Origin of the sequence: Paracoccus sp. SSK6 (assembly GCF_039770665.1) — a bacterium.
GTDB lineage: Bacteria > Pseudomonadota > Alphaproteobacteria > Rhodobacterales > Rhodobacteraceae > Paracoccus.
The window spans coordinates 1-13,179 of the sequence record NZ_JBDPNJ010000002.1 but is presented as its reverse complement, the minus strand read 5'-3'; the positions used below and the strand labels follow the sequence as shown (position 1 = coordinate 13,179).

Here is a 13,179-nt window from a genome sequence, read left to right as displayed (position 1 = left end):
AAAAACTTTTTGGGCAAGATGCGGTTCCTGCGCCCATCGCACCATCCGCCCCGCCGCCAACCCGGCGTTCGGCAGGGGCGAACGCTTCTGCGCTTGGCGGTTCGCAGCCGCCGGACTTATGCTGGGCCAAAAGGAGGAAACGCCATGACCTGCAACCCCCTCGCGCAGACAGGTATCCCCGCGCGAGCGGACAAAGAGGCGAAACGCCAAAGGCGCGCGGAACGTTGGGCCAGGGCCCGTTCGACCTGCCGCCCACAGACCGCGCCGAACATGTCCCGCTGCCGGAAAGGAACTGACGCATGACGATCAAGACTGCCCTCGACGTGCTGGACTTCTGGTTCTCCCCCGAGATGGAGCCGCACTGGTTCGTCAAGTCGGACGACATCGACGCGCGCATCCGCGACGGCTTTGCTGAAACCCACCAGGCCGCCCATCGGCGCGAGTTGGATGGTTGGGCGGAAACGCCGGATAGCGCGCTGGCCCTGGTGATCGTGTTGGACCAGTTCCCGCGCAACATCTTCCGCGGCACGCCCCGCGCCTTCGCATCGGACGACCTGGCGCTGGAACACGCCCGCGCCGCCGTCGATGCGGGCTTCGACCAACAGATCGACGCCGGGCGCCGGGCCTTCCTTTACCTGCCCTTCGAACACAGCGAGGATCTGCCCGATCAGACCCGCGCGGTCGAGCTGTTCGAGGCCCTGGGCGATCCGGGCTATCTGGACTATGCCATCCAGCACCGCGACATCATCCAGAAATTCGGCCGCTTTCCGCACCGCAATGCTATCCTGGACCGCCCGAACACCCCGGACGAGGAGGAGTTCCTGAAGACCCACAAGGGGTTCTGAGGATGGCTATCTGCGACGGATCGGCATCCAGCAGATAGGGAGTACAGTCCGGGCCATTTGATTGAACGGGCGGGACCAGGAAACGCATGCGTTTCCCCCGCCTGCGTGATCGGGTTTCATCAGAAACGGCGCAGCCCCGGCCCACGAGAGGCCGGCGCCCGAGCCGGTGGGCGTGAAGCGCCCGCCGGGGGGGTGAGGAGCGCCCGGAAAAAGGTCCGGTGGACCTTTTTCAGCGACGAACGGGCGAAGCCCCGGCAGGGCGGGCGCTGGCCGGGCTTTTGAAGCCCGGCGGTTCAGATGGCACCCCCAACGCGTGGCGAAGGCGAGGGCCTTCGCCAGATCAAGGGCGGTGCAGTTCTACCCCGCCCGGCCAAGGGTCTGGATCGCGGTAAAGCCCTCGAAGCGCGGGCCGCCTTCGTACAGCTTCTTCGTCTCGCCCGCGCGGGCATGGGCGTCGCGGAACTGCTGGCTGCGGGTCCAGTCGCGGAAATGCTCCTCGCTCTCCCAGACCGTGTGCGAGGCGTAGAGGCGCCGCCCGTCCTCCTCGGGGCCTTTCAGCATGTGGAACTCGACAAAGCCCGGCAGCTCGTAAAGCCTGCTGTCGCGGGACAGCCACAAGGCTTCGAATTCGGCGGCATTCTCGACCGGCACGGTAAAGCGGTTCATGGCGATGAACATGGGCGTCCTTTCTGGCGATGCTGCGGCATCATCCCGCCGGTCGCGCGCAGGCGACAGTCCTGTCACGCGTATGTGAGGGACCGGCCCATGGTGGTGGAACTCCTGTCCTCGGGGCGAGGCTGGCCTTGACGGGAACGGGCGGGCCGAACACTGTGCCCGCCTGATCCCAGCCGAAAGCGCCAGCATGTCCGACTTCGTCATCCCGCCCACAGCCATCCCGTCCCTGCCCGTGGCAGGCGACAGCCGCTGCTTTCCGGTGCGCCGGATCTATTGCGTGGGGCGCAACTATGCCGAACACGCGCGCGAAATGGGCCACGACCCCGACCGCGAGCCGCCGTTCTTCTTTTCCAAGCCTGCCGACACGCTGCTGACGGGCGGCGCCGACCTGCCTTATCCGCCGCAGACCACTGATCTGCATTTCGAGGCGGAACTGGTCGTGGCGCTTGGCGGCGGCGGCACCGACATCGCGCCCGGCGATGCGCAGGGGCTGATCTGGGGCTATGCCACGGGCAACGACTTCACCCGGCGCGACCTGCAGGCGGTGGCGAAAAAGGCCGGGCGCCCTTGGGATCTGGCCAAGGGCTTCGATCTGTCGGCGGCTTGCGGATTGCTGCATCCGGTCGGGGAAACCGGCCCCCTGAACAGCGGACGGATCGCGCTGAGCGTGGATGGCGAACTGCGGCAGGACTCCGACCTGTCGCAGATGATCTGGCCGGTGGGTGACGTGATCGCCCATCTGTCGCAATCGGTGCGGCTGGCTGCGGGCGACCTGATCTTCACCGGCACCCCGGCGGGGGTGGGCGCGGTCACGCGCGGTCAGGTGGTCGCGGTCGAGATCGAAGGGCTGACGCCGCTGGTGACGCGGATCCTGTGACGCGGGCTGCGGTGCGTGCTTGCACGCACCCTATGGCAGCCATTGCCGGGCGGGATCAGGAAACGCACTGCGTTTCCCTCACCCGCGTGTAACGGTTCCCCCAGAAACGCCGCCATCCCGCGACCACGAGAGGCCAGCGCCCGCCGGAGGGCGGGGCGGGGCGGGCGCTGGCCGGGCTTGTGAAGCCCGGCGATGCGGGTGGCACTGGCATCGCGTGGCGAAGGCGATGGCCTGCGCCAGTCCGACCTGATCCTACCGCGACCCTGCCCCCGTGGCGATCTGCAAGGTCGCCCATTCCTTCGCCGCCGCATTGCGCGCCTGCGCCGCCGCCAGCCGGGCGCTGGCGCGGGACCGATCCGCCTCCAGCAGATCGACCAGGGCGAGCGCGCCTTCCTCGAAGTTCTGCCGGGCCAGGGCATAGGCGCGGTCGTAGGACGCCGCCGCCCCCTCCAGCGTCGCGGCCCTCTGACGGTATCGGCGCAGATTGGATTGCGCGGTCTGCACATCCTCGACCGCCGCCGCGATGGCGGATTTCCAGGCGATCTCGGCTTGTCGCGCCTCGGACAGGCGGCGGGACCGGGTGGCCTGCAGCGCGCCCTGGTTCAGCACCGGCAGCGACAGGCCGGGGCCGAAGCCCCAGGCCTTCGCGCCGCCCTGGTCCGTGACCATCCCGGTCAAGGAAATGGCGGGCAGCAGGTCCGCCGTGGCCACGCCCACCGCCGCAAGCGCCGCCGCGTAATCCTGTTGCGCCACCCGGATGTCGGGGCGGGATCGCAGCAGGTCGGCGGGAACGCCGGTGCCGGGTCCGGGGGGCGTGCGCAACTGCGCCGACCGGCCCCGCATCTGCGCCATCAGGGGTGCGGTCTGAAGGTTCAGCAGCGTGGACAGGCGGTAAACCTGGGCGTTGAACTGCGCCTCGTAATTCGGCAGGTCGGCGCGGGCGGTCTGCAGCAGCGCCTCGGTCTGGGCCACGTCGTATTCGGTGGCGATGCCGACGGAGCGGCTGTTGCGCGTCACATCAAGCGTGCCCTCGCGGGTGCGGATCGTGTTGCGGGTCAGGGCCAGGGCCTGCTGGTAAAAGCGCGCGTCGGCATAGGCCGCGATCACCTCGGCCAGCCAGGCCAGGCGCACGGTCTGGGCATTGGCCTCGGCGGCCTTCAGGCTGGCGCGGGCGCCTTCGCGGGCGCGCCGGGCGCCGCCGAACAGGTCGAAGACCAGGCTGGCCGACAGGGTGGCGGTGTTCGCGACGCTGACGCCGATCCCGTCGCTGCCCGTCCGTTCGCGCCCCGCCGTGCCGGTCCCGCCGACTTGGCTTGCCAGAACGCCCCTGCCCGCCAGATCCGCCTGCGCCGCGCGGATGCGTTCGTTGGCGGCCATGATGTCGAAGCTTTGGCCCATGCCCTGCCCGATCAGCCGATTCAGCGTCGCGTCGTTATAGCCCGACCAGAAAGCCGCCTGCGCCGGTGTCGCGGCGCCATCGCCCTCGGCGAATCCCGCCGGGACAGCGGGCGTCGGCAGGGCATTCGGGTCCGGGCCGACCGCCGCGCAGGCCCCCAGCGCCAGGACCGATCCCAGCAGCGCGCGGCGGTGCATTCCAATCGTCATGCGGGTTTCCCCTTTCTTCTTGTCACAAGCTCGACCGCCTTCAGCACGGCCACATAGAAGACCGGCACCAGGAAGATCCCGATCACGGCGGACGAGGCCATGCCGCCCAGAACTCCGATCCCGATCGAGTTCTGCGCGCCTGCCCCGGCGCCCGATGCAATGGCAAGCGGCAGCACGCCCAGCATGAAGGCGAAGGTCGTCATCAGGATCGGGCGCAGGCGCATCTTCGACGCCTCGATGGCGGCCTCCAGCAGCGGGCGCCCCTGGGCCACCAAAGCCTGGGCGAATTCCACGATCAGGATGGCGTTTCGCGCGGCAAGGCCGATGGTCGTCAGCAGGCCCACCTTGAAATAGACATCGTTCGACTGGTCGAAGAACAGCGCCGCAGCCAGCGCCCCCAGGATGCCCACGGGCACGGTCATCATCACCGCCAGCGGCACCGTCCAGCTTTCATACAGCGCGGCAAGCGCCAGGAAAACGACCAGAGCCGACAACGCGAACAGCAGCGGCGCCTGGTTCCCCGACAGCCGTTCCTGATAGGACAGGCCCGTCCAGGCGGTGCCATAGCCGCCCGGCAGGTCGGCCACCATCTCCTCCATCGCGGTCATCGCCGCGCCGGACGACAGGCCCTGCGCCGCAGCCCCCGACAGTTCCAGCGCGCGGGTGCCGCCATAACGGGCCAGCGCCTGCGGTTCCTGGTCCCAGACCTGGGTAGAGAAGGCGCCGAAATTCACCATGTCGCCGTCGCGGTTGCGGGCGAACCAGCGGTCGATGTCTTCCGGCTGGGACCGGGCATAGGCCTCGCCCTGGACGATCACCGGGCGCAGTTCCGTGCCCAGGGCAAAGTCGTTCACCTCGCGGCCCGAGAAGATCACCGACAGCATCGCGTTCACCTCGGAAATCGACAACCCGAAGGCCGCGGCCTTCTGCTGGTCGATGTCCAGCCGCAGCGATGTCTCGAAGGGCGCCTCGTTCCCGCGCAGGTTGGTGACGCGGCCATCCGCCTGCGCCGTGGCGACCAACTGGTCGGCCGCGGCCGTCAGCGCCTCTTGCCCCCGACCGGACTGATCGACCAGATACATCGAGAAGCCCGAGGACGCGCCCATGCCGGGGATCGAGGGCGGCTGCAGGAAATAGGCCTGCCCCGCGCGATTGTTCATGAAGAAATAGCCGTTGGCCCGCGTCACCAGCGACGCCACGTCCAGGCCGGGCCGTTCCTCGTAGTCACGAAGTTTTGCGAACAGCATGGCGTTGTTCTGGCCCGATCCGCCGAAGCTGAAGCCCAGGACCGAGAAGGTCGATTCCACCGTCTCGGCTTCCTGAACGCGCAGGTAATCCTCGACCTTTTCGACCAGGGCGCGGGTCTGGGCAGAGGTCGATCCGTCGGGCGTCTTGATCATCACCATCATCACGCTCTGGTCTTCATCCGGCAGGAAGGATCCCGGCAGCTTGCCGTACAGCGCGGCGGCACTGACGCCGATGGCGGCCAGGACGACCAGCATGCGGAACGGACGGCGCACCAGCCGGGCCACGACCGCGCCATAGCCGTTGGTCGCGCGGTCCAGGTTGCGGTTGAACCAACGGGCGGGCGCGATGCCGCCGCCATGCTTGCGCGGGCGCAGAAGGCTTGCGCACATGGCGGGCGTCAGGATCACGGCGACGCCCAGCGACAGAACCATGGCGGTGATGATCGTCAGGGAAAACTGGCGATAGATCACCCCCGTCGCGCCCGACATGAAGGCCATGGGCAGGAACACCGCCGACAGCACCATGACGATGCCGACCAGGGCCGAGGTGATCTCGCCCATGCTTTTCTCGGTCGCCTCGACGGGGCCGAGGCCTTCCTCCTCCATCACCCGTTCGACGTTTTCGACCACGACGATGGCGTCATCGACCAGCAGGCCGATGGCCAGGACCAGGGCGAACATGGTGAGCGTGTTGATGGAAAAGCCCGCCGCCGCCAGCACGCCGAAGGTGCCCAGCAGCACGACGGGAATCGCGATCACCGGAATGATCGTCGCGCGCCAGCTTTGCAGGAAGGCCAGGATCACCAGGAAGACCAGCACCACGGCCTCGGCCAGGGTCTTGTAGACCTGGTGGATCGACTTTTCCACGAAGGGCGCGGTGTCATAGGGATAGACGACGCTGACGCCCGCGGGCAGCGAGGGGGCGATGCCGTCGATGACTTCGCGCACGGCATGGGCTGTGTCCACGGCATTGGCGCCGGTCGCCAGGTTTACGCCGAAGCCCGCCGCCGGGTTGCCGTTGTAGCGCGCGGCCCCGCCATAGCTTTCCTGGCCGATCTCGATCCGCGCCACGTCGCCCAGGAACACGGTCGATCCGTCCGGGTCCACGCGAAGCAGGATCCGCTCGAACTCCTCGACCGAGGAAAACTGCGATTGCGCCGACAGGGTCAGGGTCAGGCGCTGGCCCTCGGCATAGGGTTCGGCGCCCAGGTCGCCCACGGTGACGTTGGTATTCTGCTCGGACACGGCGCCGGTCACGTCGGCGGGCGTGACCTGGTATTGCGCCATCTTCATGGGATCCAGCCAGATGCGCATGGCATAGCCCGACCCGAAGGTGTTGATGGACCCCACGCCCGGCGTCCGCTTGACCGGATCCTCGATCATCTGGGACACCAGATCGCCCAGTTCCACCGTGGAATGGCTGCCATCGGTGCTGGTCAGCGCCCCCACCAGCAGGATCGAGGAGGTCGAGCGCGAGACGTTCACCCCCTGCTGCTGCACGATGTCGGGCAGCTGGCTGGTGACAAGCTGCAGCTTGTTCTGCACCTGCACCTGCGCGATGTCGGCATCGACCGTGTCGTCGAAGGTCAGCGACACGGATGCAGACCCCGGCGTCGAGTTCGAGGTCATGTAGATCAGCCCGTCGATCCCGGTCATCGCGTCCTCGATCACGGTTGTGACCGAGTTTTCCACGATCTCGGCGGATGCGCCGGTATAGGTCGCGCTGATGCGCACGGTGGTGGGGGCGATCTGGGGATATTGCTCGATCGCCAGGCTTTGCAGGCCAAGGGCGCCGACCAGCATGGTCACGAAGGCCAGAACCCAGGCGAAGACGGGGCGGTGGATGAAGAAGCGCGCCATGGGATCACTCCGCCGCCGGTGCGGCCTGGGCCGGTACAGTCGGGGCCGGGGCTTCGGGGGTCTCGGCTGCGGGTTGTTCCTGGACCACGCCGTTCTCGTCCATCGTGACGGGCACGGCCGTCACGGCCGCGCCTTCGGTCAGGGCGGACAGGTTGTCCACCGCCAGCAGGTCGCCCGGCTCCAGCCCCTCGGTCACGATCCAGTGGTGCTGCCAGGTGCCGTTGTCGGTCAGGGCCACCCGCACGGCCTTGCCGCCGCGCACGACCCAGGCGGACAACTGGCCCGTCTTGTCGCGGGTAGCGGCGTTCTGCGTGACCAGGAAGGCCTCGGTCGTGCCCAGGTTGATCTGGCCGCGCAGGAACATGCCGGGCAACAGCAACCGGCGCGGATTGTCGAAGCGGAACCGCGTGTCCACCGCCCCGGTCGAGGTCGAGACGGTGAAGCCCGGCGCCACCAGCTCCCCCGTCGCGGCATAGGTTTCGCCGGTTTCCAGCGTCAGGGTCGCCTGGATCTTTTTGGTCAGTTGCAGCCGGCCCTTGCTGATGTCCTCGCGCAGCGACAGCATCCGGGCCGAGGGTTCGTACATGTCCACCTCGATCGGATCCAGCCGGGTGACGGTCGCCAGGGCGTCGGCCTGGTTCGCGGTGACCAGATCGCCCACGGACACCGCCGCCACGCTGGCCATGCCGTCGATGGGGCTGGTCACGGTGGTCCAGTCCAGTTCCGCCTGCGCCAGGGTCAGCGCCGCCTCGGCCCCCTGCAGGGCCGCCCGCGCCTGTTCCAGGGTCGCCCGCGATTCGTCCACCTGCGCCTGCGTGGTGCCCGATCCCAGCAGCCGCTTGGTCCGGCTGAACGAGGTCTCGGCCTGCGTCAGCGCCGCGCGGGCCGAGGCGACATTGGCCTCGGCGCTGGACAGGTTCGCCTGGTAGGTGGTCGGGTCGATGCGGAACATGGGCGCGCCCTGTTCCAGCGCGGTGCCGGGCTGGTACAGGATTTCCGTCACCAGCCCGCCGACGCGGGGGCGGATCGCCGCCTCGGCCTGCGCCACGGCCCGGCCCGGCAGGGTCACGATCCGCGGCACCTGCCGGGGCTGGACCGTCACCACGCCCACGGCGGGAGGCGGCATCTGGCCGTCCTGCGCATGGGCAGGCCCAGAATGGACAGGTAGGTACAGGAACCATGTCGCCACCAGCATGGCGCAGGCAAGGGGTCGAATAGCGGGCATCGGATGATTCCTTTGACGGAGGGCACCAGCACGGCGGCGGTTGGGTGCCTTGTTGCACATCAATGCATAGTGTGCAATATTTGCCTGCGGTGAATATGCGGGGGAGACTGCCTCATGGCCTTGAAATCAACGCTTCGTGATCGCAGGCGGTTGCAAACCTTGCGCGAGATCCAGCGCGCCGCCCTGTCGCTGGCGCTGCGGCACGGCTATGACGCCGTCACGACCGAGATGATCGCGGCGCAGGCGGGCATCAGCCAGCGGACCTTCTTCAACTATTACCTGAACAAGGACGCCGCCATCGTGGGCGAGGCGCCCTGCTTCGACGAGGAAACGGTGGCGTGGTTCCGCGCCTCGTCCGGGCCGCTGCTGGCCGACCTGCTGCAGGCCCTGCGGCAACTGCTGGCGGGAAGCGAGCTTGATCGCGGCACGTCGCAGCTGATCGACCGGCTGCTGGACACGGCGCCGGACCTGCTGCCGATCTTCTACGGCTCCTTGAGGCGTCTGCGCGACCAGATCGCGGCCTTGGCCGTCACCCGGCTGGGAGAGGACGCGCGCCGCGACGCCGAACTGCTGGCCGAGGCGATCGCCCATGCCTTGGGGGACACGTTCCGCATCTGGGCCAATGACGACACGATGCCCGCGGACCGCATCGTGGACGTGGCCCGCGCCAAGCTGCAGGTGCTGCACGGGCTGCTGGCGCAGGTCTAGGCGCGGGCCGACATTCATCCCCGCGTCGCCTTGGGTTTGGCGAAGGCCATCGCCTTCGCCACGCGATATGGGGGTGCCACGAAAACCGCCGGGCTTCAAAAGCCTGGCCAGTGCCCGCCTTGCCGGGGCTTCGCCCATTCGTCGCTGAAAAAGGTCCACTGGACCTTTTTCCGGGCGCTCCTCACCCTTGCATCTGCCGAATGCCGATGCGCGCTAGGCGCGGGCGGATGCCGCGATCAGGCGCCGGGCCAGCCCTGCCGTCTGGTCGCGGATATCGGGAATGGCGGTGATTTCCCAGAAGGCCGCACGGGACGCGGGACCGATGGCGAAGATCCGGTCCGAGGGCTGGCCCTGCGCGTCGATGACGGCGGCATCGGCGCCGACATCCAGACCAAGGCGCAAGGGGTCGATGCGGGCCGCGCCCTGCTTCAGAAGGCTTGCGACCACCGGCGTCGCGTTGCGTGCGGGATCGCGGCGGATGCCCCGGCAGTCGATGATGCGCGCGCATCCGACGCGCTGTTCCACCCGGCTGCCGCGACATCGGATCACGGCCTGCAACTGACCTTCCGCATTCCGTTCTGCCCCCTGGAAGGCGGCGGCCAGAAGGCGCATCCGCCCGGTCCTGATCGCGGCATGGATCGGGGCTGCGCTTTCGGGCGGCAGGCGGTGGCGGTGAACCTCCCACCATGAGGCCGCGTGGCGCAGGAAGCGGGCGCGCTCGGACGGGGGCAGCGCCTGCCAGATCGCGCGGATATGCGGGCGGATCCCGTCCATCGCGTCGCGCCAGCTTCCGCCCCTGGCCTCGGCCTGCCGGGCCAGGGCGCGCAGCCAGGCCATCAGCCGGCTGACCGGCGCGCCCAGCGGAATGTCCCCGACCGCCACGGACAGCGGCTGCGTCGCGGCATGGACGCGCGGCAGTTGCGCCCGGCGCGAGACGACCAGGATCTCTCCCCGGTGGCCCCGGCGCAGCAGGCTGAGAACCTGGTCCACCATCGACAGGCCGGACCCCACGATCACCACCCGGTCGTCGCGGCCGGGCGGCTCGCCCCCTTCCCAGGATCCCTGCACCAAGCCCTCGGGGTCGGGTTCGGGCAGCGCATGGCCCGTGGCCAGGACCGCCCTGTCCGCCCGGATGCTGCCCCCGCCCGACAGATGCGCCGTGACGCCACCCATGTCCTGGGTCAGACCCACGCAGGTCTCGCGCAGGCAGCGCAACCGGCGCGCGCCCTCGCCCCGCGACCAGGGCTCGACCAGGCTGGCCATGTAGGCGCCATAGGTGGAGCGGCTGACAAAGCCGTCGCCGAGGCGCGGGTCGGCGGGGATGCCCTGTCCGGCCAGCCAGTCACGGAAATGGTCCGGCTGGTCGGGAAAGGCGCTCATGCCGCTGGCGCGGGTGTTCAGCAGGTGGTCGGGATCGTCGGTGGAATAGGCGATGCCGCAGCCCAGCATGTGCCGCCCCTCGATGATCGTGACGCGCGCCTGGCCCTGGTCGTCGCGCAGCAGATGCGCCGCCATCAGCACGCCGCTGGCGCCGCCGCCGATCACCACGATGTGGGGACCGGCGCCTTCCGGCATCGGGGCAAGCGGAGCCGTCGGCATGGGATGCAGGTTCATGGCACCTCCCGACGGGTCAGAACAGCGCGGCGGCCAGCAGGGACAAGGCCGACAGGTTCGCCGCGATCAGGATCGCACGGGCGGCGCGGCTGGTGTCATGGCCTGCGGCCTCGCGTCCGGCGCGGCGCAGGTGCAGTTCGGTCTGGATGTCGAACATGTAGGGCACTCCGAAATCGACGATAGGCGTGGGACTGGCGGGAAGCGGGTCGGCATGGCGGCCGAAGCTGCGGCAGGGCATCACGCACCGCCCGCCGGCAAAGGCGAAAAACCTCGCACCGTCCGGCCAGGGCGGCGGCGCAGGCCGGGACGGGGCTGCGTGCGATCCAGCAGCCGGTCGCGGATCACCCTGCCGCCCGGCCAGGGGCCGAAGCCGGACGCGACATTGACATGGCCCGCATGGCCCAGGTCGATCAGGTCGGCACCAAGCGCATCGGCCAGGGCCTGGCTGCGGCCAAAGCCGATCCAGGGATCGCTGCGGCTGGCCACCACCACCGTCGGGACATCCACGGCCACTTCGGGCAGGGGACCGAACCGGCGGATGCGTTCGCATCCTGCGGAATCCGCCAGCGGATCGACCGGGGCGACCAGCATGGCGCCGCGCACCCGCAATCCCGACCAGCGGGCCAGCATCTGCGCGATCAGCACCGATCCCAGCGAATGGCCGACCAGGATGCTGTCCGGGTGGCGCAGGATCATCGCGGCCAGGGCGGCCTCCCAAGCCTCGCGCACGGGGCGGCGGGGATCGGGCAGATCGACGACCAGCGCATCGGGGTCGGTGCGGGCCCACCAGTCCTGCCAATGGGGCGCGGGCGATCCGTCAAGGCCGGGAACGATCAGGGTCTTGGACATCGTGCGATTCCTTTCCGCTCACTCCCTATAAGACTACATAGTTGGTCGTGATTTGGTTCCCAAAGATCCCGCCCCAAAGAGAAGAAGGATCCTCAGCGGTCGCGGGTATTGACCGGATAGGCGGTGGTATAGCGCAGCCGTTCCATCGCAAAATGCGAGGTCAGGTTCTTGATCGGCACCGCATCGGTCAGGCGGCGGTAGAAGCCGTCATAGGCCGCCATGTCGGGCACGGCCACGCGCAGCAGATAGTCCATCTCCCCCGCCATGCGATAGGCTTCCATGATCTCGGGGAACCGCCCCACCGCCGCCAGGAAGGCGTCGCGCCAGGCTGCGCCGTGATCGGCCGCCTCGATCCCCACAAAGACGGTCAGGCCCAGGCCAAGCTGCGCCGGATCGGCCAGGGCCACGCGGCCGGTCAGCACGCCCGTCGATTCCAGCTTCTGGATGCGCTTCCAGCAGGGGGTCTGCGACAGGCCCACGCGGTCGGCGATCTGCGCGATGGGCTGGGTCGCATCCTCCATCAGGGCGGCGACGATCTTGCGGTCGATCAGGTCCAGGCTGTTCATCCGTGCTTCCTTGGCGGCGTTCTGGCCATCAAGGTGCCACAAAGAAGACAAATGTCCAGCGATTTTGTCGTATATTTTGGAAGGAATGCCTGCCGGGGGTGCCCAGGTGGGGAAAAATACCGCCGGATGGGGGCTTTGCCTAAATCTCGACCTTGAGTCGGGTATTTCATCGCCTTAGGGTGGGCCATGATCACGCAAAAGATGAAATACGCGCTGAAGGCGATGCTGGTTCTGGGGGACGAGGCCGCCCAACCCGCCCCCGAGGCGCTGACCATCGAAAGGATCGCCCGCCGGTCCGACACCCCAAAGCGGTTCCTGGAACAGATCCTGCTGGAATTGCGCAACGCGGGCATGGTCAGTTCGATCCGCGGCCGGTCGGGCGGCTATCTGCTGATCAAGCGGCCCAGCGACATTTCCATTTCCGAACTTCTGCGCCTGATCGACGGCCCCATCGCCCCCCTGCCCTGCCTGTCGCGCCGTGCCTATCAGCGCTGCGAGGACTGCCGGGACGAGGCCAGTTGCCGCATCCGAAAGGTCTTCGCCGAGATCTTCTGGTCCTACCTGATCCTGATCGAATCGCTGACGCTGGAGGACATGCTGCGGTCCGAACAGGTGGCGGATCAGGTGATCGGGGCGTAGGGCTGGGAAGCGAACCCGTCATGGTCTGGCGGGTTGAATGGCTGTTCTGCGAGGTCTTGCAATCAAAGCGAAGAGCCCAAAGCCGTCGGTCGACGGTTGTGGAGCTTGCCTGCCAAAGTGAAAGCACAACTGACAAAAACCAAGTTCTCTAGATTTGTCTGCACCAGACAACAGTCCTTGGTGAATCGCGTCCTATCCTCGCCGCTGCTTGTGTTACTTTCTGTGCCGTTGCATTTTCAAAGACCGCAAAAGAACGTCAGGCGAATGCAGACGATGCTGAGCATCTTTCTCGATTACTTGGAACGAAAAGCCGAACGGCGCCCTTGGTTGCGGCCTATCATCCTGTTGATTGTTGCAGTGTCGTGGTGGTTGTTTCTGACTCAGTTTGGCAGTTGAGATGACCTGTCGGTGCCGTATTGCGCTCTTGCCGAGAAATGATCTCGGCGAACTCCGTATCTTGGCAAACAGC

At 67.8% G+C, this 13,179-nt stretch carries 12 protein-coding genes; 4 read left to right on the top strand and 8 right to left on the bottom strand.

The genetic code is table 11. The features are described from left to right. The first annotated feature begins 299 nt into the window (after nucleotides 1-299). On the top strand, nucleotides 300-845 hold the full coding sequence (locus tag AAIL68_RS01840) for a DUF924 family protein (RefSeq protein ID WP_347137794.1): 546 nt from the start codon (nucleotides 300-302) through the stop codon (nucleotides 843-845). Nucleotides 846-1,202: 357 nt separating this feature from the next. Here AAIL68_RS01840 and AAIL68_RS01835 read toward each other — a convergent pair whose 3' ends face one another. Next, nucleotides 1,203-1,523 carry an antibiotic biosynthesis monooxygenase gene (locus AAIL68_RS01835; protein WP_347137793.1) on the bottom strand — a complete coding sequence of 107 codons (321 nt, stop codon included), beginning with the start codon at nucleotides 1,521-1,523 and terminating at the stop codon, nucleotides 1,203-1,205. A 184-nt stretch (nucleotides 1,524-1,707) separates the two neighbouring features. Between AAIL68_RS01835 and AAIL68_RS01830 the strand changes: the two genes are divergently transcribed. Continuing rightward, nucleotides 1,708-2,397 carry a fumarylacetoacetate hydrolase family protein gene (locus AAIL68_RS01830; RefSeq protein ID WP_347137792.1) on the top strand — a complete coding sequence of 230 codons (690 nt, stop codon included), beginning with the start codon at nucleotides 1,708-1,710 and terminating at the stop codon, nucleotides 2,395-2,397. 252 nt (nucleotides 2,398-2,649) lie between these two features. On the opposite strand, the gene AAIL68_RS01825 is transcribed toward AAIL68_RS01830, so the two are convergent. Genes AAIL68_RS01825 through AAIL68_RS01815 form a run of 3 tightly spaced genes read right to left on the bottom strand, consistent with a single transcriptional unit; the run spans nucleotide 2,650 to nucleotide 8,334 of the window. Further along, nucleotides 2,650-4,002 carry an efflux transporter outer membrane subunit gene (locus AAIL68_RS01825; RefSeq protein ID WP_347137791.1) on the bottom strand — a complete coding sequence of 451 codons (1,353 nt, stop codon included), beginning with the start codon at nucleotides 4,000-4,002 and terminating at the stop codon, nucleotides 2,650-2,652. Then, complete coding sequence (locus AAIL68_RS01820) at nucleotides 3,999-7,109, bottom strand: efflux RND transporter permease subunit (protein ID WP_347137790.1); 3,111 nt, start codon at nucleotides 7,107-7,109, stop codon at nucleotides 3,999-4,001. The genes AAIL68_RS01825 and AAIL68_RS01820 overlap by 4 nt, the downstream gene beginning before the upstream one ends. Before the next feature lie 4 nt (nucleotides 7,110-7,113). After that, nucleotides 7,114-8,334, bottom strand: coding sequence for an efflux RND transporter periplasmic adaptor subunit (locus tag AAIL68_RS01815; protein ID WP_347137789.1), 1,221 nt, complete (start codon nucleotides 8,332-8,334; stop codon nucleotides 7,114-7,116). Between the two features lie 159 nt (nucleotides 8,335-8,493). Between AAIL68_RS01815 and AAIL68_RS01810 the strand changes: the two genes are divergently transcribed. After that, a complete protein-coding gene (locus AAIL68_RS01810) occupies nucleotides 8,494-9,042 on the top strand; it encodes a helix-turn-helix domain-containing protein (protein ID WP_347137788.1) in 549 nt (182 codons plus the stop codon). 213 nt (nucleotides 9,043-9,255) lie between these two features. Here AAIL68_RS01810 and AAIL68_RS01805 read toward each other — a convergent pair whose 3' ends face one another. The 4 genes from AAIL68_RS01805 to AAIL68_RS01790 form a co-directional block, all read right to left on the bottom strand. After that, the gene (locus AAIL68_RS01805) at nucleotides 9,256-10,656 is read right to left on the bottom strand and encodes an FAD/NAD(P)-binding protein (protein WP_347137787.1); all 1,401 of its coding nucleotides are present in this window, start codon (nucleotides 10,654-10,656) and stop codon (nucleotides 9,256-9,258) included. A 16-nt stretch (nucleotides 10,657-10,672) separates the two neighbouring features. Beyond that, on the bottom strand, nucleotides 10,673-10,894 hold the full coding sequence (locus AAIL68_RS01800) for a hypothetical protein (protein ID WP_347137786.1): 222 nt from the start codon (nucleotides 10,892-10,894) through the stop codon (nucleotides 10,673-10,675). Further along, the gene (locus AAIL68_RS01795; RefSeq protein WP_347137785.1) at nucleotides 10,894-11,505 is read right to left on the bottom strand and encodes an alpha/beta hydrolase; all 612 of its coding nucleotides are present in this window, start codon (nucleotides 11,503-11,505) and stop codon (nucleotides 10,894-10,896) included. The genes AAIL68_RS01800 and AAIL68_RS01795 overlap by 1 nt, the downstream gene beginning before the upstream one ends. A gap of 92 nt (nucleotides 11,506-11,597) precedes the next feature. Further along, nucleotides 11,598-12,071 (bottom strand): Lrp/AsnC family transcriptional regulator, encoded by a 474-nt coding sequence (locus AAIL68_RS01790; RefSeq protein WP_347137784.1) that lies wholly within the window; start codon nucleotides 12,069-12,071, stop codon nucleotides 11,598-11,600. Nucleotides 12,072-12,257: 186 nt separating this feature from the next. Between AAIL68_RS01790 and AAIL68_RS01785 the strand changes: the two genes are divergently transcribed. Continuing rightward, the gene (locus AAIL68_RS01785; RefSeq protein ID WP_347137783.1) at nucleotides 12,258-12,710 is read left to right on the top strand and encodes an Rrf2 family transcriptional regulator; all 453 of its coding nucleotides are present in this window, start codon (nucleotides 12,258-12,260) and stop codon (nucleotides 12,708-12,710) included. The last annotated feature ends 469 nt before the right edge of the window (nucleotides 12,711-13,179 follow it).